This window comes from Massiliimicrobium timonense, from assembly GCF_002160865.1.
Taxonomy (GTDB): domain Bacteria; phylum Bacillota_I; class Bacilli_A; order Erysipelotrichales; family Coprobacillaceae; genus Allocoprobacillus.
Window position 1 is genome coordinate 12,003 of record NZ_NFLJ01000032.1, and the last position, 25,685, is coordinate 37,687.

Below are 25,685 nucleotides of genomic sequence, written 5' to 3' on the forward strand. Positions count from 1 at the left end.
GATGTTATCAACTCCTTTCTATAAAAAGATGAAAGGACTACCTTTTAAGCAGTCCCTGTTGAATAAGTTTTTCTTTTCTATCATTTGGATTGGTTGTATTAGTTTGATACATAAACGTATGTTTTGGTATTTTGTTGATGAATGGAACTAGATTTGGACCATGTTTGATAAGTCCTGAACCTGGTTGAGAATTGGTGATAAAACTCATCTGTTCATCACTGATTTTTAATAATTTAGCAAGCTGTTCTCTATCTTTGGCTGCCTGATTCAGCATGACGATAAATTCAGTATTGGATAGAATCGAACGTGCTTCTTCATCTTTCAACAGATATTCTACATTTTGTGTGATTCCTGTTGGAAATGCATCTCTTTTACGGAACTGACGCCATGCAGAGTTGAAAAAGGTTGCACTTTCAGGGTTACTGTAGACCACATGGAATTCATCTAAGAAGATATGTGTTCTTTTCCCATTCTTCCAGTTTTCATTGACTCTGTTGATGATCTGATCCGTGATAACGAGTAGTCCCATCGTCTTCATGTTCTTATCGAGTTTATGAATATTGTAGGAAATAACACGACTCTTTGTATTCACATTTGTGTGATGAGCAAACAAATCCATGGAACCTATCGTGAATAGCTCCATTTTAAGTGCTAAGGATTTAGCCTGTGGTTCTGGCTGTTGAATCAGCGTTTCTCTTAATGTCTTTAAGGTTGGCATAACACCAGTTTTCTCAAAATCTTGATAAACGATATTGATACATCTATCCAGAATACTTCGTTCTTCTAATGAAACAGTACCACGATTAGCACTTTCTATTAGTGATAGGATAAATTGGGCCTTATCCTTATAAGGATCTCCAGAGTCACCATAACCGAGTGTTATATCCATAGCATTGATATAGTCCTTACCACCGGCATAGATTTCTATGATTTCACCACCAAATTCCTGCATGATGATATCATATTCCCCCTCTGGATCACAGATAAGGATATCATCATCAGTTGAAGCCATAGCTAGTTCTATTTCCTGTTTGACTAGGAAAGACTTTCCTGCACCTGGAACACCGAGGACAAAAGCGTTAGGGTTTTTTAAATTTTCCTTGTTGCAGATGATCATATTGTTAGTGATTGCATTGTTACCGTACCAGATACCGCCTTTTTCCATAATCTCCTGCGCTCTAAAAGGCATAAAAGCTGCAACGCTTTCCGTCAAAAGAGTACGAACCATCGTATCAAGACGATTGATACCAATAGGAAGCGTTGTGACAAGTCCATCCAATTGCCTGCTTGCAAAGAATAGGGGAGTTAATTCACAGACATTGGAACGGGCTATAGATTTCAAGACTTCAGTATCAGCATCCAATTCTTCTAATGAATCTGCTAAATGAACGATAGTGATATTAACTAGCATCATTTTTTCATCTCTTACGGTTAAATCATCTAAAAATTCCTTGATTTCCTCCTGCTGCTTTTCCATATCGTAGGGGATACTTCCTGCAAAGTTATTATTTGCAGCCTGTTTACGGGAATAATTAGCAATATTGGTTGCAATGCCCAGTAGTCTGTTTTCTGTTTCTGTCACTGCTTCATCTGTTGGTATGGAGATGATGTCCATTGAATACATGAGATTCTTATTGATAGAACATAAGTCAGCAACGATTTTGTCCTTTAAGAATTGTGGATATTTGGAAATGTATAATACTCGACCATATTTATCACCTAATTGGAAATACTTATTTTTAAATACAGGTGCTCTTGGGCAGATGTCATCCTTGAATGAGCGACCATTTTTTGCGTTGTATGATAAGTCAAAATCAAAATATTCTTCTTCACCATTTCTGTAAAAATCATGAAGTATCTTTAATCTTTCATTTAGGTTCAGTTCAATCAATGCTGAACCTAAACGTGAAAAATGAGAAGAAAGATCATTGAACAGTCTTGAAAAGAATATTCTGGCATCTGTTACATCTTTTTTATAGCAGGTAACTGTAATGTATTTTTCCTGTATGATGTTTTCACATCTTGCCATGTTTTCTAGAAGCATCTGGTTATATTCTCTTATAAATCGGTCATATCTTTCATCATTTTTGAGCTTTAATAATACATCATCCTTGAACTGGGCAAGATCAATTTTATGGTTATTGATTGTAATCTTAACTGTAACCGTAGAATCAAATGAGTTTAGAATATCTTTATAGTTCTTGATGATATTTTCTTTGCTTTCTTCTGATGCAATCGAATAGTTGATATCAACAAAACGATATGTCTTTGAATAACGTGTTCCCAGGCGAAAGATACCGTCTTCATAGACAGTGTCAATAGGAATTGTCTGTTGTGCAGTTCTTGGAACATGAATTTTTTCTTTATTTTGTTTTCTTATTTTTGCGTAGCTTTTTAACATTCTTTTTCACACCTTCCTTTTGTTTTCTATCAATATAGTCTTTCATGATCTCGTAATAGAGATTATATGGCTGATCAATAAGATTTGTGTATTGTAAAATCAGTGAGCGAATGCTGGTCATGAAAATCTGTTCAGCGTTCATGCCCTGATAGTTAATAAATCCTAAAGCAGCAAATGGGGCAGCCCCCAGCATACAGCACCAGCTTGTCATTTCCATTCCTAGATGATCTATAAATAGAAAGTAGATTGCTACTGCAACGATACAGGCTAGTACAGAAAAAAAGCATTGTCTAAGGTTGAGTCCGAAGGCAATGCTTTCTGTATAGTTTCTTATTTCTTTGTTTACTTTTATTTCCATTCAATCATTCCTTTCTTTAATAATTTTTTTAACTGTTTAAATTGAATTTTGAATACATAATAAGAAAAATCTTCAAGTTGCTTATCTGAATAGATACTAAGATTCATCTTTTTCATTTCTAAAAGAACACGATGTTTATAATAGGGCATATCTGAGATATATGAAACATTTATTCTAGACTGCATATCTGAAAAAATATCATTCATCTATATTCCTCCATTCAGTGAAATTAAAAAGGCAGTTAATCATAAAAACTAACTACCTCACTATTTTTTATTTTCTACTATATGACCTCTTGCTATATATGGACTCGTTTTACATGTGGTATGGTTTATAATGTCAGCGAAACATATGGGTAAGCTTGCTGATAAAAGAAAACTCTTTCCTTGCTGTATCTGAAAATGTATATGTGGTTCACTTGTATTTCCACTATTACCACAACAGGCTATCTGTTGTCCTCTTTGAACGTGGTCACCTACTTTGACATAGAAGCTATCTTTTTTAATATGAGCTATTGTACTGTATTCATGTTCTGAATGTTTAATAATGATATAATTTCCTCGTATGTCCGAGGCACTGCAGAGTGCTTCTGGTTCATCGGAGATGGGTGTATCATTGAAAAGATTCTTGATTTCAACAACTATTCCATCAGCAGGGGCTAAAATGGGTTTTCCATAGCAGTAGTAATCTGTTACAGACTTTCCGCTATCACAGAAAGTTTTACCGTTTATTTCGATATAAAAATCATAGGCGTATCTCTGATTGCAGATATTCCATGAATGCGAGGTTTCTCTATCGACTCCTCCGTTTGCAACATTCCAGCTGCCTTGAAATGGCAGGCTGTATAAAATCTTTGGTTCATAGCTTTTTGCATCAGGAAGGTGAAATCTATTTCGTAAATAAATAATTGGTATGCCGATCAGCATGCCTAGATTTTGAAACAGAAATTTAATGTCGCTTACTGTTTCATTAGTATCTTCCATTCTAAGAACAATAATAATTGATAAAACAAAATCGACTAATGCAAGCAAAAAGAATAGATAAAATAATTCTAGTGAAGGAATATCAAGAAATGAGCCTACAAAACCTAATAATCCAAGCCAATACAGTTTCTTAATAACTTTTATAAAAGTTTTCATCAGCATTCCTTCCTTCTTTGAATTTTCTTGTAAATAATTATATTGTACTTGCCAGATTTAATCAATCTTATTCATATTTTTGGATATAGAAAAGAGGTTGATCGAAATCAACCTCTTGTAAAAAGCAAATACTATACGTAATTACTTTACAAAAAATACACCATACAGAACGATAATAGCAAAGAAAATCAATACCATTGCTCCAAAAACAAAGAACGCACTGATAAATTTTTTGGCACTGTTCATATCATCATATATTGATGATAGTTTTTCGTTATTGATATTCTTGTTTCTTACTTCTTCTACATCAATATCTTTGACTAACTCATCTAGTGTTAAACCAAAATAATCACTAAGAAGCACAAGGCGTTGAAAGTCTGGATATGATTGGCATGATTCCCATTTGGAAATTGTTTGACGGGATACATGCAGTTCTGCACCTAATTCTTCTTGCGATAAGCCTTTAGATTTTCTCAAATTGATTAGTTTTTCATTGAAATTCATATATTAATTCTCCTTTAAGTTAAATTCATTTGCGATCGCAAATTTAGTATTGCAGATATATAGATTTTCTTCAACCAACCATTATTGGAAATCTGTCAACTGTTGATAACATGGCTTATTTCCATGAAATCATGCAAAATTTCTAATATCTATTGGCATTGATTTTTATATAGAATCAGAAATATGATCTGTATCAGAACTATTTGTCTGATTTATCTTTTTTGTTAGTCTATTGATTAGTTTGTTTTTTTCTTGATATACTGATATTGAATTTCTTTATAGGGTATCCAGATTTCAGCTTCAATAATTCTATCATAGATGGCGTCAACAACAATGCTGCATTGCTTACCATAAGGCATTTTATGCTTATTCATATAGTAATGTAATGTTTCTTCATACATCCATTTATAGATTTTTTCTCTCTGTTTCGTCTTTAACTGAGAGAATCTTTTATCAGTTTGAAGTAGTTTTCCATTGACTATTTTATGATTTTTTCTTGACATGATGTAGCCTCCAGTAATAAAAAGATTTATATATAGTATAGCATATGAAAAAATATCAAGAATAGCAGAATGTTTAAATATCTCAGTAAATCATCTTTCTTTTTGAACTGTTTTATTGATTTCTTTTTTATCGACTTTTGTTTTCTTTATATCATTCAGAGCTTTTTTTACAGAAGTTTTTTTTGACGTGATTCTTGATGTTAGCTCTTGTTCTTGCTTTTCTATTTTCTTGATGTTTTCTTTTGTTTTTGCAGATAAATAAGTCATTTTTTCCATGACCTTGAAAAGCCCACTTTGTGTTAGACTGATAACTCCTTTATCATGATTTCTTCTTTTGACTTCCACTGGATTTTTTCCAACGATGATACGACGGATATTCTTGAAATGATTATTGACTTGATGAATCTCATTTCCTAATCGTGTGAGTGTATCTATTGATTTATCAGCAGATTGCTGAATCTTGTCAAAACATTGCTGACATTTTTGTAGCAATCCTTTAACATTTAAGGCTTTCATAGTTGAAACTAAAGCGTCTTTTCCTTTTGATTTGAATTCTTTGATACCATGTTCAATAGTGGTTTTGATGAATTCTTTAGTCTTGATGATATTATCTTTAGCAAGATTGACTTTATCAGTCACGTTATCTACAGCACGAAGTGCAGTTGCTTTTAATGTCTTTTGTTGAATTGTTCCTAATTCCATTCTTACATTGTGAAGTTCATTAAGCACAGCATCTAGCTGTTTTTCTGTTGTATCGACATAATCGATAATGAATTCTAATTGCTTTTTTTCGTTATTCATTCCCTGATATTCCAGCAGTTCGATAAATTCTTTGATATTTTCGTAATCTTTTAATGATTTCATTGTTGTTAGCTCCTTTCTTTCAATAGAAAAACCAGCCTTGTAAAAAAGACTGGTTAAAAAATATAACTATTTTGATTTTATATAATGAGTTGTTAAATTCTATAGTAAACTTGTCAATTTTCTAGATTACAGTCCCATCATATCTTTTACAACACGGTCAGACATCTTGACAGTGCCTACCAGCACGAGCATATTAAATATGATTTCACCTACATAGCTCCATACCATGCTTACAGCACTTGCCTCTGGATCAATGACCGGTGGACTTCCTGCAAATTTTGTAAATATGATGCAGGACAGTATGATGATTGCCCCTTCCAGACACACACCAGCATATGACCTTAGAAATGAGTAACATACACTTTGTGTAGATTCTCCAGCAGCTGCAGAAAAAGGAATAGGGGAGATAGCTGTATACATATACAATTTAAAGAAGCGACTGTATACTGTTAGTATCATAATGAAAGACAATATAGTAATAAATATACTTCCCAGCAGAGTTACTGCCCATAAAGGTATGCTTTCTAAAAAACCAACATCCTCGATTGCTGTAATGATTGCATCTGGCAGTACGGTTTCAGTCGCAGTGCCAACACCTACAGTTGTCATGATAGTACTTGTAATTCCCTGTATTATGTCAAAGATTGCTAACATGAATTCCATGCCATATACCACAAGACCACGAGCTATGGCAAAACGAATGAATAATTTTGCAGCCTGTTCTGGTCTTTTGATGTCCTGAAAGCTTGTACAGGTTTTAACCAAGCCTAATACAAAAAATAAGACAAGAAGAGCCAATCCAATGGCAATGAGTGCATTATGGATTGTTGTTATGGATTGCCATATGCCACCACCTTTGAAATTTTGTGGGGATTGGGTGAGAAGCAGCCATATTTCAGCTAACTTTTCATTCCAAGTGTTGATTGCATTAGTGAGATTGTCGAGGATTCCACCCATTTGTTTTCACCTCACTTTTTGTATTATTAAAATGCTTAACCACCGACAATCAGATTTAATATTTCTTTTGCAAAGGTAATGACGATTCCGCCTGCGACAGTCAAAAATCCATTAGCCCTTTGGCTGGGATCATGGCTTTTTAAGGATAAACCAATCTGAACAACACCAAAGCCAAGCAGAATCATCCCAATCGCACGAATAAGACTGAAGATAAAATCACTTAGATTATTGACTACAGCAATTGGGTCACCTGCTGCATGTACATGAAGTACATTGAAGTTCACTAAAAGTGCAAATACTGCATAGATTATTAATAATTTCTTTGTTTTTTTGTTTAATTTCATTTATAAAATCTCCTTTACTGTTTTTCTTGTTCCTTGAAATATTCTTCAAGGTCTTCTTCGCTTAAGAGTTCATATTCATTATCAGTAAGAACAATATTCTGCCAGTCATCAATGGTATGCCTAATCTCGTTATGGTAGTAAGTAATACCACTTCCGTCTTTGGTATATTTGACATTAGGATGCTTGAGAATATCGTATTTTTTATCCATAATAGGCAGTTCACCTCTTATGAATAGAAGGGCATAATCATTGTTGAGCAGACGGACTTCATCTGCTGTTAGAAGTTCACGACCTGCTTGCTGATAGTTGGTAGAGTAGCTTCCACTTTTTCCACTTGATTTACCATAGGTGTTTGTATCCAGTGTTTCTTTACCTAAATATTCACTCATGAATTTATGCGTCGACTGTTCGTTTCCACCTAGATAATAGAGTTCATCACAGTTTCCAACGATTGATTCCCATGCATCTTTATAGAGAGCCTTTATCTGTGCTAAGTTCTGTATAATGATAGATACAAAAATCTGTCGTGAACGCATGGTAGCAAGTAGTTTATCAAATTCATCTGGCAAAGCTACATTGGCAAACTCGTCCATAACAAAATGTACAGGAATTTGAAGTTCGCCATTATGGAGAATATCGGCACTGTAATACAACATTTGAAAAAGTTGAGTATAAAGCATTCCAATTAGAAAATTAAATGTTGAATCATTGTCGGGAATGACTGCAAACAATGCTGTTTTTCTTTCACCCATTTTTTCAAGCTCTAGTTCATCATGACAGGTTAGCGAAGCAATGCTTTCAAGATTAAAAGCTGCCAGACGTACACCAACAGAAATCAGAATTGACTTTGCAGTTTTTCCAGCAGCTTGTTTATAGATCTTATATTGTTTAACAGCTAGACTTTCTGGCTTAACTTTTTCTAAATCATAGAATAAATAATCGAGAGGACTCATATAATCTTCATCATCTTCCTTTGGATCAGCTGCAACAATCATTTCCATAATCATGGAAAAGTTTTGTTCATCTTCAGGAGCTTCATTAAGCAGATAAAGACATAAAGCTTCAAGAAGAGCAGTTTCCGATTTTTCCCAAAAGGGGTCAGTCGATTGGGAATTCTTAGGAGTTGTATTTCTAATAAGATTTGTTATCAGCTTAAGAACATCTTTATCATCTTTGATATAGGTAAATGGATTGTATCCATGCGATCTATTCATATTGATGAGATCAATGACTCTGATAATATATCCTTCCTTTTCAAGCAGTGCTCCTGTATCACGAAGTATCTCGCCTTTAGGATCAAGAATTACATAGGATGTGTTGCACTGCATGATATTGGGCTTACCATAGAAACGTGTTTTCCCAGCTCCTGATCCACCGATGACAAGGGTATTGAGGTTCCTTCTATGTTTTTTTCCATTCAAACCTATATAGACGTTTTGACTAAGTATTTTATTTTGTGACATATCCTTATCTGCATATTTTTTATTTATGGTCTTGGGATTTGCCCATTTTGCAGAACCATATTCCTCCTGTCTGCGATAGTTTCTGCGAGTTGAATAATAAATACCAATTCCGATGACATAAATCAGCAAAAAGATGAATATGGTTTTGAATGTATCCTTGCACCAATGAAAAGAGAAAGGGTGATTGATGGCATTGCTTAAATAAGGCAATGCACCAATCAGACCTTTATCCATGTAAGGTGCAATAAGGACTGCTAGCCAGATGACAGGAATAATAAAAAATCCTATGAGAATATAGTCGGTTGTTCTATCGTTCTTCATAGGCTCTTTTCCTTTTTATTGGAACTGCATCACATGATTTAATGATAAGATCATCAATGAAATCGTAATTCTTATCTTCCTTGATTTGCTTTTCTTTTAGAAGAGTCAGTGCCTTGATGAGTATTCTTCGTTCCATATCAGTAACTTTTATTGCATACTGTTCTTCCTTGTTCATCTTTCATGCTCTCCTGCTTCTTTTTGTTTTGTCTGTTCCTGTTGAGCATACAATCCATATTTGATATTTGTAGAGACGCTGTCAGTAACACGACTGATGTTTTCAAGTTCCTGCTTGATTTCTTTAGGGTTCATGGAAAAGAAATGTTCATTTGAAGATGAAACAAACATAGTGTTATAATCACCAATTCCATATCTTCTTGAAATCATATATGCTGAACATTCAGCTTGAAAGGATACTTCTTCTCTGGTTCCACCCATATCCATATATTCAATCATGCAGTATTCTCTGATAATGCCATTAATCATTGCTTTGGGATCTAATCCATCTTTGACAAGAATTTTTTGAGATTCTGGATCAAAATATACTCGTTCAAAACTCTTTGTATCCTGTTCGATGACCTCTGGCAGTATATCTTTTTTATAGATCAAGGCACTTAGTATTTCCTTTGTGCTATATTCTGGAGAATGAATATGATTATTTTTACCTTGCAGCTGAGAAATATCAAATACAAACTTTGGATTGTAAGAGATTCCAGCACTTCCATCTTTTCGAGTATATTCTCCGGGTTCTAATATTTGGATACCTTTTTGTCCTTTTCGAATATACTTGTTATCTTCTCGCCAATGACTGATGTCCTTTAGCTGTGTTGCATTGGGATTTTGTGCCATGACAAGTAATGTGTTAGTGACGGTATAATCAAGCTGAGATTTCAGATTAAGATAAGTTAAAAAGTTATCTGCACTTTCCACAGCTTTTTCAACCTGTTCATTTGCTATGTTGAATAATGATTGTCTTTTTTCATTCATCATCTTAGCAAATTCTTCTTTAGACCATTTATGTTGTTTCTGTTCGTTCATGATTTATCTCTCCTTTGTTTTTTTATTTTTTGATTTGTTTCTTTGTTTTGAACGTCCTGATTTTTTATGCGACATCTTGTATTCATTGAGTTTAGCTCGAACAGAAGGACGTTCAGTATTTTCTTGCATTGAGATATGCTCGAACGGATTGTCTTTTGTTTTCTCTGTCCAAGCTTTCTTCGGGTTTATATCACTGTTTTCCTTTCTGTTTTTCTGTTCCTTGTTTTTTGTTGAAGCCATTAGCTTGTGAACAAGATCATCATGTTCTTTGTCATTGAGAATAGGAACATCTTTCAGTGGGTTTTGTCTTTCATTGAGGATTGAATTTCGAATAGCGTTGGTATCGATGGTTGCTAATTCATACTTGTCAACAATTCTGCTTATCTTCGCAGCATCTTCAGCACGAACCATGATGTCACAGATACCATCAGTGTTGTTTTTTTCTTTGAGCACAGAATATAGAACTCCATAACGTTTGGCTTCTTCACAGAAAGTTTTTAAATCCTTATGTCTTATGGCAAAGACTTTTAATTCTTTGTCAGACTTTAACATGGAATTAAGTCTAGCCTTTCCTTTGATTTTTTTTCTGTCTGTCAAAATAGCATAAAGCGTTGCCGCCAAAGATTTAGATGCCATACCACCAGCTTTGAGTGCCACATTAGCAGCAACTTCAATGCCCTGTAAAGTCATTCGTGTCATTTGATCGGCAGTTTCTCCACCTGTTGCCATTGTTTTCACACTCCTTTAATTTTGAATTGATTGGAAATATTTAGAAATGCAAAAAAGCGATGAAATGAATCATCGCTTTAGAAATAGAATTGATTAAATTGTATAGAAAAAGGTATGGCTCCGCATCAATCTGCACATCCAACCTCGAGCGGTCAGAAAACCATACCTATAAGAGTATACTCTCTTTCTAAGAAGAATATACCATGAATATTGAATAATGTCAATATTATTCTATATATTAGTTGACTTCATAGTAATTGGATAATAAATAATACAGTGTACTTTCTTTTCTATCTATATGAAGACGAATAACACTACATATATTATCTATAAACTGCAATCCAAATTCTAAACGAGAATCCTGTTGGATAATTGACAAAACATTATGATTAAGTTTGATAGAATTTATGATTTTTTCTTCAAAGTCTTTTTTATTAAATGTGTCGAAAATAATATCTATTTGTTCATCGATATTTAAAACGATATTATTTAGAAGTTGTAAATAGATTCGTTCTTTAATATCTTGATTAAATTTATTGCCATCTTTTTTATATACGCTATAAATTACAGAGTAGTTTAAAGAATCGATATGTTCGAGCATACAAACTTTTATTTTCTGATATTCCTTATCCAACAGAACTGATTTAAATTCTGTAAACAGTTTTTCCTTTTTCTTGGGAGGGATTGGGAAATTTTTTACCTTCTTTTTAAACCTTTTAAAAGCATCATCAGTTTTTGACTTTGATTCAGTCAACAACCCAGCAACTATAAAGTAATCTTTGCACTCTGTTTCATCAACAAATAATATCATTGTATATTCTCCTTTTTCTATTTCTGTAAATAGTCTTTTCATATTCTATCAGTTATCTGTTAACATTTCTATATTCTTTGTTGATTTTTGTATCTTTTTGATTGTCGTTCACCGATTTAATAATACTTTTCATTTTTAGTGAACGATCTTTTATCCTCTCATAAAGCACCACCTCCTTTCGTAGTGATTTGATTTGTTCTGTCATGGTTTCAACGTCTTGTTGAAGTAATGTTTTTGATTCTGCATTGCGACAGCGTTTAATTTTTCCATACACACATTTACGTTCATTCTCAAGCGAACGCTTTTGTGTATTTGTTTTCTCAAGGCAGGATTCTAATTCTTCTATAGTGTTGATATTCTTCTTTGCAAGAAATGTAACCTCCTCAGTAATCTGATCCAGTTTCAATAAATCTTGTTTAAGATAGTAATGTACTTTTGGAGCAGGTCTTTGATGAGGAATCACCCCAAGGATAAACATGTAATGTACATATAATGCTTTGAAGCCAGTCAGTTTTCTTGCTTTGTTTAAATCACCTTTATAGTAGTATTTCTTTGGTGATATATGGGCAGGTGATTCAAACTGTGCATAGCGACGTTCATATAAACGTTGTTCAATAATGCTCATATCATAGCGTCCGTCTTTTGTTAGTTTATGCAAGCGAAAGGCTCTTTCACCACCTTGTGGCTTGAGTGAAATATATTTTCCTTCACGAATGGAGTATCCCATATCCTTTAATGCCTTTAGGAATTGTTTTTTAGTGGTTGATTTAGAAATTGCATATTCAACATCCTCAACAACTAGACTTCGTTTTGTTGGTCGGTTTTCTTTTTCTGCTTTCCATTCTGCATAATGACGAGAGTGACTACTTTTATCTTCAATGACTGAAAGCTGATACTTTTCACAAAGTGCATCGGATACCTCTCTCATTCTTTTATAGGTAGCTTTATTATCGTAATAACGTTTGCCATCTTTAAAAGATACAGAGTTGATTACGAAATGATTATGGTAATGATGTTTATCAATATGTGTTGATACGAGGACTTCAAAGCGATCGCCCCATAAAATATTGGCAAGTTCAATACCAATCTGATGTGCAGTTTCAGCATCAACTTCACCGGGCTTGAATGACTGATAGCCATGAAAGGCAAGAGTGCCATCTTCTTTGCTGTATGTTTTTTTTGTTAGGACCATATCCTCAAAGGCAGTGGAAAGATGAGTGTTGATTCCAGTAACATATAATTGCTTTTCTGTTTTCATATCCTGAGTTGTATAATGGATACTTTGAGAAAGTCCATTGAACTGAAAGTCAATGTCATCAAGAGTGTCAGTCTTTTCTGGATTGCTGGTATAGTCAAGCACACGTTTAAGATGATTTTTTACTGGCCATATTTTAGTTGTTGCCATCATCAACAGCCTTTCTAGGGAGAAGAACATCAGTTCTGATTTGTACAATATTTTTATGAAGATCATCTAGAGCATATCTCATTTTATGGTAATCTATATTTCCAGTTTTGTTGGCTATGATGCAGAGCTGATTAAGATTGTTTCCAATCATTCGCAGTTGTTTTATCATATCATAAAAATCTTTCTTTGGTTTTGATGGCGGTTCATAACCGGCAATGAGCAGACGGATATATCCTTCTCTTTTATAACCTGTCTGCTGTACTTTTTCGTTGAGTGAATTCAATTCCTTGTCATTAAGATGAATGATCACTCGATGAGGTCTTTTTCTGTTTTCTGCCATTGGCAATTCTCCTTTCAGTAGTAGGGGTCTTAGGGTGAAACCCTAACAAGCGAATGAGGTGGGCAACCGAATTCAGTGCTTGCTAGTATACAGGACACTCTTGGAGTGTCAGTTGTTATTAATTGTATTCTTAGGTTGATAAAAATCATTGATTGCAGTCTGAAGCTTATCCTGTTCATTCTTGAATGTATATAATCTTTTCAAATCTGTGTTTATTGAGGATAGTTCATGTTCAATTTTTTCTTTTTCACTTAGCTTTTTTTGCTTTAATGCTTCCAGTTTATTAATTGATTTTTGTACTCTTGAATCCATTTTTTATTCACTTCCTTTCAGTGTTCATAACAAAAAAGAGAGATAAAAGTGCATTTATCTCTCATCATGATTCATTATTCTTGTTTCTTTTATGACATGAAAATCTGTATCAACATAGTCATTTTCGTTTAAAATGATGTCTTCATTTTTATATCTTTCCTTGACTTTTTGTTCAGCTTCTTCACGGGAATTAGCCGAAACAGTAATCTGTTTTTGCAAAGTTTCAGTAATTTCAACAAGATATTTTTTCATAGATATTCACTCCTTTAACATAATGAAATAGCCATTGTCTCATGGACGAATGGCTAAAAAATAGACAGATTGATTTTTAAATGATTGAAAGTTATATGGATCATTGAATGATATTTTTGATTTCATAAAAAGATGAATAGAAAAGATGATACAATTTATGAACATTTCTTTAATTGTTTTTGACGATATTCATCAACTTCTTCTTTGCTTATAATACCGTTATCAATAAGTGGTTGAATGCATTCATCAGATTGCATTATTAAATCTACAGCATCATCACTTAATGAACAGATGAATTTAGGCATTTCATTGTTTTTAATATAGTAATGTATAATTGTCCCAGAAGCTACTATTCCACAAATATCTGGACAGTCGGGAACTTTCATTGGTTCATGACATGGACGGACTATTGAAATCTCATCATTAAGATATGCATCTATCGCAAAGAGAGTATAGTCATCAATCTTTGCTGGAAGTTTTTCAAAAATGGTCATCTTCAATGAAACAATTCCAGCTAGTTTTGTATCAGATTCATTGGCAAGATAGTAATAATCAATAACATCATCTTTCTGTTCCTTTAGTATAATGGTCAATATTTTTATATTATCCATCAGTAAATCACCTCATCATTATTATGCAATATTTTTATTTGAAAAGGAATTGTACAAAATTAAAATTTGCATATTTTTAGAAAAATCTTCTGCAATTGACTTATCTTTGCATGTCAGTATGAAATACTCTAGTCTGCAATTCTTGATTAACATCTTTATATTTTTGTGGTGAGCAGTCAATGATTTTATACTGATTTTTTAAATGATATTGAATTTTTTTGACAGTATCCTTTCCAGCTTTATCATTATCCATATGAAGAAATATGGAATTGATTTCATTGTTCTTTAAAAAATGATTAAGGGCTACAGGTATTTCAGTATCATGGATATTTTTCCCGATGAGAGTTGCTCCATCTATGGAAAGGTAATTATTGTTAAGATAATCTTTTTTATTTCCTTTTAGAATCGTCATATATGATAGCAAATCTATAGCAGATTCAAAGACATGCAGCTGATGATTATGCTCATTTTTAATGCAGAAACTGTATGCTTTATTACTTCCTGGAATGTTTTTTTTCATATCAGAATCTATTGAGCGTGTGCTTGCAAATTTAGGCATATGGCTTTCATCATATCCAACAAATACAACAGCATGATCATGTGCTGATTCATAGATGAGTTTTTTCTTGATGCAATAATCTACTATGCTCTTATCGAGCTTTCGTTCATTGACAAGATAGCTGATAATCTTGTTGTCATTTTCGTAGCGATAGGGGAGGCGAAAATGATAACTAGATTTATTTGATTGAATAACTTTTGTTGGAGGTTGTTTATCAATCAGATCCTTTAGATATAATGCAGCATCTAAAAATTCCATACCTTCTACTTTAATGAGATATTGAAGTGCAGTTCGTCCTCCAATGTTCTGTGCCCACCAGCACCATAGACCATTGCTTATATGAAGTGAACCATGAGTGCGAGTCACATAATCATTTCTGCTCTTTTTAACAAGTTCCTGCGGTTCATAATTTTTGAGATAGGTTAGAAGGTCAAGCTCCTTGATTCTTGCGAGATCTTTTTTACTGATGAATCTTTTTGCCATTGTTAAGCTCCTTGCTATAACATTGATAGAGAATATACAGAGCATCGATATATTCCATTTCTTCAACGAAAACAAGATACTGGATGGCTGTTTTGCCATTAAGATGATGTGATTTCCATGCCCATCTATTCTTATAAATTGTAAGACCATTATGCGTAATTGAATCATAATGGCTCTTATTTTTGATAATTGAATTTGGTTCGTATTGCTTTAAATATGACAGTAAATCAATTGTCTTGATCTGTATAACATGTTCGACTGGTATCTTTTTTATAAGTTTTGTATTCATGTTTGATTTCTCCTATATAAAAAACAACAACAAAAGATTTTTCGTTGCTGTTAAGATAATATTGATATTTGATCTAATGAAATAATAAATTCATATTCTAAAAAGGAAAACGTTACTGATGTCATTGAAATAAAAAGAAGTAACGAAATTATTGACGTTACTTCTGTAGGGAATTCTTTATTGTTTATTCAAATGTCATTGTTCTAACAATATGTTTTGCTAACCATCTAGGACCTTTATGAGCTAAAGGACTGCCATCAGAAAAATCAGTTAAACGTAGCTTTCTATTAGCAATGCTGTTTGCTTCTTTTTCTGAAATCTTACCATTAGAAAATTTAATCAACGCTTGAATAAAATCCAATCTAAGAAATTCATTTCTTGTTGTATTCATCTACGTCCAACTCCTTTCAATTTCCTTTTTAATTATAATCTTATTTTACAATAAATTCTATATTGATGATATTATATCATTTTATACTATATTTATATCTTATATCAATTTGAAAATTTATCTTTCATGATTGATAGTCTTATCTTGAATGATTACTGATGATTCCTCTAAAGGGATTGTTTCTTTATTATTTTGATTTCCTATATCCAGCTCTTTGTTCAGTATAGCTAAACGAGATGACTTATCCTGCAGTTCCTGTTCCTTGTCAAATGGTCGAACAACTTCTTCCTTTGCATTATGAAATTGTTGTTCTATAGTTATTAGAAGGCTTTTTTCAGTCTCTAATTTTTTTGAAATTGAATTGATCTGATTATCAATTCTTGTAATATTTCCGTAAACATCATTTCCTAGATCTATCATGTATGTTCCGTTTTTCTTTAATGTCAATTGATGATAGGAATGGAACTGGTCATAAGAGAGGTGTAATTCAAAGCCACGATATTCACCAATCAGTTTTTGATTCGATGATTTATCTTTCTCACATAAGATCAGCAATGCTTTTCCTGCAGTTTCCTTTTCCAAGTAAAAATGATTCTGTAATGTCATTCCACTAAATTCCTCAACAGGTGAAGTGCTGTCCAGATCTTTTTGATAGTCATTGATTTTTTCCTTGATGGAGGCAATTTTCATTGGGTAATACTTAATAATTTTATCTTCCAAATCATATTTTTCGCTTAGATAATTAGCTTTTGCTAGTTTCAATCTATTGACTTGTATGTCGAGATCCATCTTTTCCTTTATCTTTGGATTTCCACTTGCGAGGGCTTTGATTTCAGCATAGCTTAACGTAACTTCATCTATATCTTCTGCTGAGCGGACAGGACTCTTTGATGTCTGTATCTGTGAAATAAACTTTTGCTTACTTTCTATAAGCTGGTATAAATAACTATCAAATGTCTGTTCCGTTACATATCTATAGATTTCTACATCACTGTTTGTATTCCCCTGACGGATAATTCTTCCTGATCTTTGCTCCAGATCGCTTGGTCTCCAAGGACAATCGAGGTCATGAGAAGCTATCAGTAAATCTTGGACATTCGTACCAGCACCCATTTTAGCAGTAGATCCAAGCAATATACGAACACTTCCTTGTCTTACTTTTGAGAAGAGTTCTTTCTTTTTTGTATCTGTTGCAGCATCATGAATATATGCAATCTCATTGGGTGGAATGCCATGTTCAATAAGTTTTTTGTAGATGTCATCATAAACATTTGTGTATGGAATATTTACATTTTGTTCTAGCTTTTCAAGAAATGCTTTAGAGGTTTTCTGTGGAGTAGACATGTCACAAAAAATAAGCTGAGTAGATTTTTTATCTTTGGTATCTTCATAGATGCGAATGACATTATCAATACACGTATTGACCTTGCTATGAGGGTTGTCTCCTAGAGTTGGATCAATGAGTCTTTGATCGAGTGCAAGTTTTCTTCCATCATTGGTAATCTTTAGCATATTGTCCACCGTTGGATCGATATTTTCATTACGTATGGCTTCAGCTCTTTTTGCAAATTCTGCAACGATTTCTTTCTGTTCTTCACTTGGCTTGACTGCAATATTGTGATAATGAGCAGTTGGAGTAGGGAGATTAAGCATATCTGCTGTCTTGATATCTGCTACTTCTTTGAACATGTTAATCAGTTCTGGCAGGTTGAAAAATTTTGCAAATCTTGTCTTCATTCTGTAACCAGTTCCTTCGGGTGCCAACTCAATAGCTGTTACTGTTTCGCCGAATGTTGAAGCCCATGAATCAAAATGTTCCAATCCGTGTTCTTTTAATGTGTTGTATTGAAGATAACGCTGTATTGTGTACATTTCCGTCATGGAGTTGGATATAGGAGTACCCGTCGCAAAGACAACGCCTTTGCCACCTGTGATTTCATCTAGATATTGGCATTTCATGAACATATCCGAAGATTTTTGTGCCTCTGTTTGGGTTAGACCTGCAACATTTCTCATCTTGGTATAAAGGAAAAGATTCTTATAGTTATGGCTTTCGTCAACAAATAATCTATAAATGCCAAGTTCCTCGAAGTAGATAACATCATCTTTTCTTTCATCATTGTTTAGCTTTTCGAGCCTTTTCTTTAACCCTTTTTTAGTTCTTTCCAATTGTTTGACTGAGAATCTTTCACCACCATTTGCCTTAAGGTCCTGAATGCCGTTTGTTATGCTTTCGATTTGATCTTCAATGAGTTTACGTTGTCTTTCTACAGAGATAGGAATTTTTTCAAACTGTGAATGTCCAATGATAACTGCATCCCATTCACCAGTAGCAATACGTGAACAGAACGTCTTTCGTTTGCTTTTTTCAAAATCCCTTTTTGTTGTTACAAGAATATTTGCACTTGGATAGAGTCTTAGAAATTCAGAACCCCATTGTTCAATCAGATGGTTTGGTACAACGAACATTGCTTTTTGAGATAATCCAAGACGTTTTAATTCCATACACGCAGCAATCATTTCAAAAGATTTCCCTGCTCCAACTACGTGAGCAAGAAGTGTATTCCCACCATATAGAATGTGAGCAATCGCATCTTTTTGATGCTTCCTTAAACTGATTTCATTGTTCATGTTTGGAAATTCCAGATGATCTCCGTTGTACTCACGAGGACGAATGGAATTGAATAGTTCATTATATCTTTTTACAAGATGTTCTCTACGATCGTAATCTTTCCATATCCAGTTGGTGAATGCTTCCTTGATAGCTTCTTGCTTTTGTTGGGCAATCATCGTTTCTTTTTTATTAAGAATAGCGACTTTCTTGCCTTCATCATCATATTCGTAATCGTAGATTTTTGTTGTCTTTAAATTAAGGCAGTCTTCCAACAGACGATACGCATTCGCTCGATGTGTCCCATACGTTTTTTCGGCTTTGGCATTGCCTCTATCCCAGTTCTTGTTCGATATATTCCAGTTTCCAGTAGCTTTTGAATAGGTAATATTGATTCTTGATTGAACAAAAGTGGAGGTCGATAGAAGTTCATGCATGAAATCTTCATAGATATTTTCAGGTATCCACGTTGCTCCAAGCCTTACTTCAATCTCTGAAGCGGACAGTTCATCAGGCATAGCCTGTTTTAATGCATCAATATTTTCTTGATAGATAGGATTGATGGAAACTGCCATCTCTGCTACTTTCAATTTTTGGCGAATATTGCCACTCAAATATTCATCAGCAGTGACATAGACTTCATTGTTATCATCAATGTCAGGAAATTGATAGATGACACCCTTTAAATCTTCTACCATTTTCTCTTTATCAAATCCTGTCAGCTGATTCATGTAATCAAAATCTATCTTTGCTTTTTCGGCTAGTGAAATCATAAGTGCTTCATTGGAAGTTTCAACACTTTCAACAGGAACATGTTTACGGATTGTACGTTTAGAAAACATATCGGCTTTTGACTTAAGCGTACCATCTTCATTTAAGTTTTCCAGCGAACACAAAAGATAGTAGGAACTGTCATCACGGAAAGCTAAACTATTTCCACGGGAATTGATGAGTCCATATTTTTCTGTGAATGCATCATAAAGGATATTTAGTCTTTTCTGTTCGTTTTCAATGACTAGCTCTTCAAAATCTTCTTTCTGATAGTTGATAAGATTACGTACACAGTCACGAATTTCTATCATGTCGGTAATACGATTTCTTGCAGTTTCAGTCAGTTCCATTTTCGTCATAATGCTGTTTTCTCTGAAATAGATATCACCATCAATGAGCGTGTAGCTGAAGTTTTTTACTGTTGGATCTGCAGGTATCGTCACTATTTCTTCATTGGAATCTTCAATGACGTTATCGTCGAAGATGATCTGATCCATCTTACCTTGGATATTTGAAATAGCTTTTTCAAGTGAATCCTTCAATGGAATATCATCAAAAGGAACAACGGTCAATTCATCACGTCCATACATTGACTTTGACATTTCAAAGTTTCCCAGTACCATGTCCGGATGGTTCTGGAAATAGGCATTATAGACAAAACCATTTGCATCCTCTTGTGTATATAGCCATGGTTCATCAACCACCATCGGTCTTTCACGTTTCTTCAAAAACAGGATATCACTGACCGCTTTGGTGTTTGCACTTTCTTTGAAAGCTGTATTAGGAAGTCTGATTGCTCCAAGCAGTTCAGCATGTTCGGATATATATTTTCTGACAGAAGAATTAGCTTTGTCCATCGTGTATTTCGATGTTACGAAGGCAATGATACCACCAGTTCTTACTTTATCCAGTGTCTTTGCAAAATAGTAATCATGGATATTGAAATTAAGTTTATTATATCTTTTATCAGATACCTTGAACTGTCCAAATGGAACGTTACTGATGGCAACATCGAAGAAACTGTCCGGAAGATTTGTATTTTCGTATCCATCTATCGTGATATTGGCTTTCTGATACAGTTGTTTAGCAATTCGTCCTGTGATTGAATCCAGTTCGATTCCATACAATTTCGAATTCTGCATTTGTTGAGGCAGTCTTCCCAAGAAGTTACCAGTCCCGCAGGCTGGCTCCAGTATATTTCCATACTTGAATCCAAGATTGTTCAAAGTAGAATAGATGGAATCAATCACGATAGGTGGAGTATAGAAAGCTGTTAAAGTAGACTCTCTTGCTTGTGTATATTCTTCATCATTAAGTAGTGATTTCAATTCTGTATATTCATTTGCCCAGTTCGATTTTGTAGAATCGAATACATCAGAAAGTCCACCCCAGCCAACATATTTAGCAAGGATTTCCTGTTCATCTTTATTTGCCAGACGATTTTCCTTTTCCAAAGAAAAAAGCAGCCTGATGGCTGCAATGTTGTTCCTATATCTTTCTTTTGGTGTACCTGATCCAAGATGTTCATTATCGATGTGATAGTTAACTGGCTCTTCTTGAGATTTGTTCTGTTCAGCTTGATTGTTAAGCTCTTGAATAATGTTATTGTTATCAAATTTATGAGAATTTTTGATAGAATTGGTAAGATTATGTACATCTGCATAATCTATAAGTTTGTCGTAAGGCATACTTGAATAGATGATTTCTCCATTATCATTATAATCCACATGATACGTACCGATTTTTTCATCATTCATGTAAATTTGTTCAGATTCCAGATAATAATCTTTATCCTTAATATTTTGTAACCATGTTAAGGCATACTGAAGCATATCGTTTTGTATGAATTCATTTGAATCATTATCAGTATTAAATTCAACATTGAGTAGAGGATTGCTGTAATAGATAGGGCTAATTGCCTTATCAGTGGAATCATAGAAAAACTTCATATGCGGTTCAGTTATCTCGATACCATTAAGTTCATACCAGTGATACATTTCAATGATTTTCTCATCACTATTATAGAAAATAGTAAGAGGATGTTCTTCACTGTTTTTCGAATAAAATGTCATCATGTAGGACTGAACATCTAAAATGTTTGGTACAAGTTCGTATAGTGCATTATAAAGTTCTGATGTTTCCTGAACAGGTAATGTCGAAATATCATTATAGACCTTATCAATAAGATGATCTATAACCTTTTCTCTGAAAACATCATTGGTTGTATAAAGATTATAGATAGCTTCATCTGTCATGTTTATAGATGTCATGATGTCAATCATAGTTTCTCGAATCAGCAACTCTGCCTCATGTACATCTGTATCACGATTTCTTAATCGAGGGTAGTATTCACTTCGTTGAATCCTATCAATAAATACAGGAATATATTCATCAAGAAGCTGTTGTTCGCTAGTTTTATGATTATCTTCTTCGATTGCAACTAGTAATTTATCATTAAGTGGGTTTTCCTTTAAAAGAGATTTGAATTCTTCTCTTGATAGGTAATCAATAAATAAAGGAAATTCATCACTTTGGATAGCAATCTGATTTCCATCTTCAATGATTGTATATTTGTCAGCACCTTTGTAGAGCTTATCACCAATTTTCCAACGATAGTCTTTTTTGATATTTTCATCTGTACTGTTTTCCACAACCATACCAGCTGGTTCATTATTTGACATTTTATGTTCATACTCAAGCTGCTGTTCCATCTGCTTCTGAAGAAATGCAGGGTATCCTTCCATTTCTTCCTCATTGAGATAACGATTTGTAGCAACAAGCTCACTGATTCTTTTAGCAATCTTTTTCCAGTTAAGGGTTATCTTTATTTCTTCTTTGCCTATCTGTCGGCTTCTAGAAAATTTGATTCCTCTGCTGTCGTAATTTATATCAATCAGTCCTACTACTGGAGCAAAACCACCAATTCCATATTCTTCTTTTAAAAACAGGGCATTTTCATTGACTGAATGTTTTTTGAGCATTAGCTGATAGATTCTGTATTTCCCATTTTCAAAACCACTGCCACGAACAAGAGCACGGTCTATTTCCTCTTGAGAAAAATAAATACCGTTTTTGAGCTGTTCCTCATTTTCATATATAGCTGTTTGCTGTTCTTCAATAGTTGGAATTTGAACACTAGGATCAAAATAGCGTGATAGAATCATGCCGTCTATTTCGCTTTCTACAAGGGACCAACTGTAATCACTAGATGCTTTCTGATCATCATACGGTCCCATGTAGATATGCAGATGCTCATTCTCTTTCTTGAATCCAAGAATGACACCATCCACTTCCATTTCTACAATCTGGTCAGGATAAAAGTCCTTTATGAACTGTATACGCTTTTGTCGATCTTGTTCATTGTTTAGAAATTCAATAATTTCGGTAGAGTTTTTTCTGAACTCATTTTTATATGAAAACAGATAATAGTCTACATTTCTATTCATTAATCCTTTTTCATAGGTCAGTTGAATAGGAGTCATGCCTTTCTGTCTAGAATATAGATATTCGTCGTTCTCAATTAATTTTGCGACTTCCAATTGAAGCTGAAAGAAAGATAAATGAGATTTGGATTTTTTGTTTTGCCAGCTACCAGCCCATACATTAAGCCCGTTACCATCTTTCTTGTAACCAATATAAGAGTAGTCATTTTTTTCTGGACGTCGGAATGTTTCCACTAGAGTATCATCATAACATTCTGCAAGATAATCGGCACGTTCCTTATCGTCCGTATGTTCCATAAAGAACTGTTGAATTTCTTCACGAGAATGTTGAAGTGAAACATCTTCACGTAATAACGTAGGTAAATCCTGCAAATCAAAAGGTGGTAAAGCATTTTTTATTTCTTCACCACCTAATCCTAAATCTAATTGTAGATTATCTCTGCTAAGATTATTTCCTCGGCTTGTTCTTTTAGATTGTCCATATGTTGTACCCATTCCATCTGATGAGTTTCCTTGTCTGGAGCTGGCTGTTTCTTCAGCAATTCCTCCATCAAAATTTCCATTTTTTGTACTGCTTCCTGATTGATTGTTTTTAAATGTTTGTTCAGTTTGTTCTTCGCTTTCAATGCGAGAAGATGTGCCGGATAGTTTGTTTTGAGGTAATTGTATCTCATCCTTGCGTATCGGCTGTTGAAGATTGGTTCTTCTGCTTTCAGATTTGGCATTAGATAATCTCCCACTTGATTGTACGTCAATTCTTTCATGTATATCGCTCCTTTCGTTGTTTACACCTCTATTTTGTATCATTTGTTTGGACTGTTCAAATGTACGAATCATAATTTCTTTTGCTTTTGCAGAAATATCATTCATGCCTATTTCACATATGTCACGACTTGCTGTTCCAAGCTGCATGATCATGTCAATGGAATTGAAATCTTTTATAGCATAGAAATCTTCAGCAGTAAAGTAATCATTAACATTCAATCCACTTCTATGAATGATCTCGAATGCTATGGAGTTTGCTAATAATGACTTAAATTCAGTCATGATTTCATGTTCTTCCATATGCTCAAGTTCGCTATCTTTTCGAAATTTGAGTAGGGGAGGAAGATAATCCTGCATATTTTCTTCAGCAATGATAGATGACATTTCAATGATTGCATGTCCTAGTTCTATAGAAAAATTCATATTCCCATACTTATTTTCAAGCATATGGATATATTCTAATTCGTCTTTTATTTCTACTCTCCATAGATGGAGAGGCTTAAAGCTGGGACTGCGGGTATCCTTGATATCAAATACATATCTTAAGGTGTTATCATCATTTAAAAGAGCAATACCTTTAGAGCCTTTGCGTATCCATCGACTATGTTTTTCATTCCATGTTTCAAAAGATGCACATGCTTTCGCATCTGGCTTTTGAGCATAAATTAAAAGTTGATCAGCAAAATCGTATTTAAACATATAAGCTGATGTTTTTAAGAATGCCATCCAATTATAAGGGGATTTGGAAAGGTTCTCAGCTTGTTCAAGTAGAAGCTCATGTATATATTCATATTTTGTTTTCAATGTTGAACCTCCTCTCGTTTGTATATAAAAAGAGATTCCTAAAAATTGGAATCTCTTATATTATTAAATTATATTTTTAATATAATTTGCAATTTAATTTCATAAATTGTAATTTGTATTACTTTGAACTTTTCTTTTTTATTTTAGCAATGAACAAGACAAATGATAAAATTAACCAAGCAACAAATCCTACTTTAAATCCTACAAGCCAAGTATTTTCATAACTTAATTTAAATAGTATATCTAAAATTTTCATTGTTGTTGTTGCACATAATAACATCACAACTAAAAATAAGATTTCTAAAATTATAAACTTTATTTTTTTCATAATAGCATACACCTCTACAAATTACTATTTAACAATTACTAAATTTATTTGTTTTTCTTTATATAAATAAATCCTCCATACAACTTACTATTATTCACATAATGTATATTACTTTCTATTAGGTTTTCTTTTAATTAAAAGTAATTTTTTTAAATCCTCTAATATTGAGTTATCAGTTATATCAAACATAACCCATTTTCCATCGTGATATGTTTGTGCATTATCATAGGTTTCTAGTACATCAGATGAAAGTTCATTTCTTATTTCTTCCAATTTACTTCTCTCATCTTTACCAAAGATAATCATAAATCCCAATGTATTATCTTTAAAATAAAAAGCACATAAAGTTTTTCCACTTTTTCTAAATTTATATTCATAAGTCCATTTTTTTCCACCATTATTCCATACTTGTTCCATATCATAAAGTTTTGTTATTTCATTCACAATATTATAAAAAGTATTAACTTTATCAATTTCAACTAATTTTTCTAGTTCTTCTCTCTTTATATTTTCCATTTTATATCTCACTTTCAAATTACTATTTATCTTTATTCTTTAATATTAATTTTCTAACTTTAGAAATATCTTGAATGTAAATTTCAGTATAACCACACTCTGGACAAACAGCACATTTAAACTTGCCCAAATTATCTTTAAAAATTCCCTGTTGTGTAATCTTAATTCCGTATGCTCCCCCTTCAACTTTAACATCTAAATCTTCTACCATTTCAGTATCACATCTTAAACATTTTCTCATAACTATCCTCCTATACAAATTACTATTTATTAAACAAATCACTAAATTGTAATTTTAGTGAATAGTAACTTAATTTTCTTTTTTATTAAACATATGGCGTACTTTATCTATTCGATTATTTGGTCTACGTGATTG

26 protein-coding genes are annotated in these 25,685 nt (G+C 33.3%); all 26 read right to left on the reverse strand.

Translation table 11 applies throughout. The features are described from left to right. Positions 1-37: 37 nt before the first annotated feature. Positions 38-2,401, reverse strand: coding sequence for a VirB4-like conjugal transfer ATPase, CD1110 family (locus tag B5E75_RS10570; protein WP_087359040.1), 2,364 nt, complete (start codon positions 2,399-2,401; stop codon positions 38-40). Then, positions 2,364-2,759 carry a PrgI family protein gene (locus B5E75_RS10575; protein WP_087304903.1) on the reverse strand — a complete coding sequence of 132 codons (396 nt, stop codon included), beginning with the start codon at positions 2,757-2,759 and terminating at the stop codon, positions 2,364-2,366. Before B5E75_RS10575 ends, B5E75_RS10570 begins: the two co-directional genes overlap by 38 nt. Beyond that, positions 2,750-2,965 carry a hypothetical protein gene (locus B5E75_RS10580; RefSeq protein ID WP_087359042.1) on the reverse strand — a complete coding sequence of 72 codons (216 nt, stop codon included), beginning with the start codon at positions 2,963-2,965 and terminating at the stop codon, positions 2,750-2,752. Before B5E75_RS10580 ends, B5E75_RS10575 begins: the two co-directional genes overlap by 10 nt. 60 nt (positions 2,966-3,025) lie before the next feature. Beyond that, positions 3,026-3,898, reverse strand: coding sequence for a M23 family metallopeptidase (locus tag B5E75_RS10585; RefSeq protein ID WP_087359044.1), 873 nt, complete (start codon positions 3,896-3,898; stop codon positions 3,026-3,028). A 141-nt stretch (positions 3,899-4,039) separates the two neighbouring features. Further along, positions 4,040-4,402 carry a helix-turn-helix domain-containing protein gene (locus B5E75_RS10590; RefSeq protein WP_087359045.1) on the reverse strand — a complete coding sequence of 121 codons (363 nt, stop codon included), beginning with the start codon at positions 4,400-4,402 and terminating at the stop codon, positions 4,040-4,042. Between the two features lie 236 nt (positions 4,403-4,638). Next, the gene (locus tag B5E75_RS10595; RefSeq protein WP_087359047.1) at positions 4,639-4,905 is read right to left on the reverse strand and encodes a hypothetical protein; all 267 of its coding nucleotides are present in this window, start codon (positions 4,903-4,905) and stop codon (positions 4,639-4,641) included. Between the two features lie 90 nt (positions 4,906-4,995). Continuing rightward, positions 4,996-5,769 carry a DUF6674 family protein gene (locus B5E75_RS10600; RefSeq protein WP_087359049.1) on the reverse strand — a complete coding sequence of 258 codons (774 nt, stop codon included), beginning with the start codon at positions 5,767-5,769 and terminating at the stop codon, positions 4,996-4,998. A gap of 126 nt (positions 5,770-5,895) precedes the next feature. After that, positions 5,896-6,726, reverse strand: coding sequence for a VirB6/TrbL-like conjugal transfer protein, CD1112 family (locus B5E75_RS10605; RefSeq protein ID WP_087359051.1), 831 nt, complete (start codon positions 6,724-6,726; stop codon positions 5,896-5,898). A gap of 35 nt (positions 6,727-6,761) precedes the next feature. Continuing rightward, entirely contained in the window at positions 6,762-7,070 is a 309-nt protein-coding gene (locus B5E75_RS10610) for a glutamyl-tRNA amidotransferase (RefSeq protein WP_087359053.1), read from the reverse strand. Positions 7,071-7,084: 14 nt separating this feature from the next. Beyond that, positions 7,085-8,854 carry a VirD4-like conjugal transfer protein, CD1115 family gene (locus tag B5E75_RS10615; protein WP_087359054.1) on the reverse strand — a complete coding sequence of 590 codons (1,770 nt, stop codon included), beginning with the start codon at positions 8,852-8,854 and terminating at the stop codon, positions 7,085-7,087. Next, complete coding sequence (locus tag B5E75_RS10620; protein ID WP_087304910.1) at positions 8,841-9,029, reverse strand: hypothetical protein; 189 nt, start codon at positions 9,027-9,029, stop codon at positions 8,841-8,843. The genes B5E75_RS10615 and B5E75_RS10620 overlap by 14 nt, the downstream gene beginning before the upstream one ends. Then, entirely contained in the window at positions 9,026-9,889 is an 864-nt protein-coding gene (locus B5E75_RS10625) for a hypothetical protein (protein WP_087359056.1), read from the reverse strand. Before B5E75_RS10625 ends, B5E75_RS10620 begins: the two co-directional genes overlap by 4 nt. Before the next feature lie 3 nt (positions 9,890-9,892). Further along, positions 9,893-10,618 (reverse strand): PcfB family protein, encoded by a 726-nt coding sequence (locus tag B5E75_RS10630; protein ID WP_087359058.1) that lies wholly within the window; start codon positions 10,616-10,618, stop codon positions 9,893-9,895. A gap of 238 nt (positions 10,619-10,856) precedes the next feature. Then, positions 10,857-11,429, reverse strand: coding sequence for a DUF3800 domain-containing protein (locus B5E75_RS10635; protein ID WP_087304913.1), 573 nt, complete (start codon positions 11,427-11,429; stop codon positions 10,857-10,859). 52 nt (positions 11,430-11,481) lie between these two features. Next, a complete protein-coding gene (locus B5E75_RS10640; protein WP_162607682.1) occupies positions 11,482-12,834 on the reverse strand; it encodes a relaxase/mobilization nuclease domain-containing protein in 1,353 nt (450 codons plus the stop codon). Then, positions 12,821-13,174, reverse strand: a complete 354-nt coding sequence (locus B5E75_RS10645; RefSeq protein WP_087305513.1) for a plasmid mobilization protein — start codon at positions 13,172-13,174, stop codon at positions 12,821-12,823. The genes B5E75_RS10640 and B5E75_RS10645 overlap by 14 nt, the downstream gene beginning before the upstream one ends. 108 nt (positions 13,175-13,282) lie before the next feature. Next, a complete protein-coding gene (locus tag B5E75_RS10650; protein WP_087305510.1) occupies positions 13,283-13,486 on the reverse strand; it encodes a hypothetical protein in 204 nt (67 codons plus the stop codon). A gap of 54 nt (positions 13,487-13,540) precedes the next feature. Continuing rightward, positions 13,541-13,738, reverse strand: a complete 198-nt coding sequence (locus B5E75_RS10655; protein WP_087305508.1) for a DpnD/PcfM family protein — start codon at positions 13,736-13,738, stop codon at positions 13,541-13,543. Between the two features lie 155 nt (positions 13,739-13,893). After that, entirely contained in the window at positions 13,894-14,349 is a 456-nt protein-coding gene (locus B5E75_RS10660; RefSeq protein WP_087359062.1) for a hypothetical protein, read from the reverse strand. Positions 14,350-14,449: 100 nt separating this feature from the next. Next, complete coding sequence (locus B5E75_RS10665) at positions 14,450-15,391, reverse strand: DUF3991 and TOPRIM domain-containing protein (RefSeq protein ID WP_162607683.1); 942 nt, start codon at positions 15,389-15,391, stop codon at positions 14,450-14,452. Continuing rightward, complete coding sequence (locus B5E75_RS14620) at positions 15,369-15,680, reverse strand: hypothetical protein (RefSeq protein ID WP_162607684.1); 312 nt, start codon at positions 15,678-15,680, stop codon at positions 15,369-15,371. The genes B5E75_RS10665 and B5E75_RS14620 overlap by 23 nt, the downstream gene beginning before the upstream one ends. Before the next feature lie 184 nt (positions 15,681-15,864). Next, positions 15,865-16,071, reverse strand: coding sequence for a hypothetical protein (locus tag B5E75_RS10670; protein WP_087359066.1), 207 nt, complete (start codon positions 16,069-16,071; stop codon positions 15,865-15,867). Positions 16,072-16,188: 117 nt separating this feature from the next. Then, complete coding sequence (locus B5E75_RS15140) at positions 16,189-24,465, reverse strand: DEAD/DEAH box helicase family protein (protein ID WP_241146661.1); 8,277 nt, start codon at positions 24,463-24,465, stop codon at positions 16,189-16,191. 118 nt (positions 24,466-24,583) lie between these two features. Next, positions 24,584-24,793, reverse strand: coding sequence for a hypothetical protein (locus B5E75_RS10685; RefSeq protein ID WP_035400590.1), 210 nt, complete (start codon positions 24,791-24,793; stop codon positions 24,584-24,586). Positions 24,794-24,901: 108 nt separating this feature from the next. Continuing rightward, complete coding sequence (locus B5E75_RS10690) at positions 24,902-25,309, reverse strand: DUF3788 domain-containing protein (protein ID WP_087359072.1); 408 nt, start codon at positions 25,307-25,309, stop codon at positions 24,902-24,904. 22 nt (positions 25,310-25,331) lie between these two features. Then, positions 25,332-25,550, reverse strand: coding sequence for a zinc ribbon domain-containing protein (locus B5E75_RS10695; protein WP_087359074.1), 219 nt, complete (start codon positions 25,548-25,550; stop codon positions 25,332-25,334). Between the last annotated feature and the right edge of the window lie 135 nt (positions 25,551-25,685).

What these genes read in the sequence shown, in the direction of transcription:
- B5E75_RS10570 (WP_087359040.1), bottom strand. Translation starts at nt 2,401, where the DNA reads ATGTTAAAAAGCTACGCAAAAATAAGAAAACAAAATAAAGAAAAAATT.
- B5E75_RS10575 (WP_087304903.1), bottom strand. Translation starts at nt 2,759, where the DNA reads ATGGAAATAAAAGTAAACAAAGAAATAAGAAACTATACAGAAAGCATT.
- B5E75_RS10580 (WP_087359042.1), bottom strand. Translation starts at nt 2,965, where the DNA reads ATGAATGATATTTTTTCAGATATGCAGTCTAGAATAAATGTTTCATAT.
- B5E75_RS10585 (WP_087359044.1), bottom strand. Translation starts at nt 3,898, where the DNA reads ATGAAAACTTTTATAAAAGTTATTAAGAAACTGTATTGGCTTGGATTA.
- B5E75_RS10590 (WP_087359045.1), bottom strand. Translation starts at nt 4,402, where the DNA reads ATGAATTTCAATGAAAAACTAATCAATTTGAGAAAATCTAAAGGCTTA.
- B5E75_RS10595 (WP_087359047.1), bottom strand. Translation starts at nt 4,905, where the DNA reads ATGTCAAGAAAAAATCATAAAATAGTCAATGGAAAACTACTTCAAACT.
- B5E75_RS10600 (WP_087359049.1), bottom strand. Translation starts at nt 5,769, where the DNA reads ATGAAATCATTAAAAGATTACGAAAATATCAAAGAATTTATCGAACTG.
- B5E75_RS10605 (WP_087359051.1), bottom strand. Translation starts at nt 6,726, where the DNA reads ATGGGTGGAATCCTCGACAATCTCACTAATGCAATCAACACTTGGAAT.
- B5E75_RS10610 (WP_087359053.1), bottom strand. Translation starts at nt 7,070, where the DNA reads ATGAAATTAAACAAAAAAACAAAGAAATTATTAATAATCTATGCAGTA.
- B5E75_RS10615 (WP_087359054.1), bottom strand. Translation starts at nt 8,854, where the DNA reads ATGAAGAACGATAGAACAACCGACTATATTCTCATAGGATTTTTTATT.
- B5E75_RS10620 (WP_087304910.1), bottom strand. Translation starts at nt 9,029, where the DNA reads ATGAACAAGGAAGAACAGTATGCAATAAAAGTTACTGATATGGAACGA.
- B5E75_RS10625 (WP_087359056.1), bottom strand. Translation starts at nt 9,889, where the DNA reads ATGAACGAACAGAAACAACATAAATGGTCTAAAGAAGAATTTGCTAAG.
- B5E75_RS10630 (WP_087359058.1), bottom strand. Translation starts at nt 10,618, where the DNA reads ATGGCAACAGGTGGAGAAACTGCCGATCAAATGACACGAATGACTTTA.
- B5E75_RS10635 (WP_087304913.1), bottom strand. Translation starts at nt 11,429, where the DNA reads ATGATATTATTTGTTGATGAAACAGAGTGCAAAGATTACTTTATAGTT.
- B5E75_RS10640 (WP_162607682.1), bottom strand. Translation starts at nt 12,834, where the DNA reads ATGGCAACAACTAAAATATGGCCAGTAAAAAATCATCTTAAACGTGTG.
- B5E75_RS10645 (WP_087305513.1), bottom strand. Translation starts at nt 13,174, where the DNA reads ATGGCAGAAAACAGAAAAAGACCTCATCGAGTGATCATTCATCTTAAT.
- B5E75_RS10650 (WP_087305510.1), bottom strand. Translation starts at nt 13,486, where the DNA reads ATGGATTCAAGAGTACAAAAATCAATTAATAAACTGGAAGCATTAAAG.
- B5E75_RS10655 (WP_087305508.1), bottom strand. Translation starts at nt 13,738, where the DNA reads ATGAAAAAATATCTTGTTGAAATTACTGAAACTTTGCAAAAACAGATT.
- B5E75_RS10660 (WP_087359062.1), bottom strand. Translation starts at nt 14,349, where the DNA reads ATGGATAATATAAAAATATTGACCATTATACTAAAGGAACAGAAAGAT.
- B5E75_RS10665 (WP_162607683.1), bottom strand. Translation starts at nt 15,391, where the DNA reads ATGGCAAAAAGATTCATCAGTAAAAAAGATCTCGCAAGAATCAAGGAG.
- B5E75_RS14620 (WP_162607684.1), bottom strand. Translation starts at nt 15,680, where the DNA reads ATGAATACAAAACTTATAAAAAAGATACCAGTCGAACATGTTATACAG.
- B5E75_RS10670 (WP_087359066.1), bottom strand. Translation starts at nt 16,071, where the DNA reads ATGAATACAACAAGAAATGAATTTCTTAGATTGGATTTTATTCAAGCG.
- B5E75_RS10685 (WP_035400590.1), bottom strand. Translation starts at nt 24,793, where the DNA reads ATGAAAAAAATAAAGTTTATAATTTTAGAAATCTTATTTTTAGTTGTG.
- B5E75_RS10690 (WP_087359072.1), bottom strand. Translation starts at nt 25,309, where the DNA reads ATGGAAAATATAAAGAGAGAAGAACTAGAAAAATTAGTTGAAATTGAT.
- B5E75_RS10695 (WP_087359074.1), bottom strand. Translation starts at nt 25,550, where the DNA reads ATGAGAAAATGTTTAAGATGTGATACTGAAATGGTAGAAGATTTAGAT.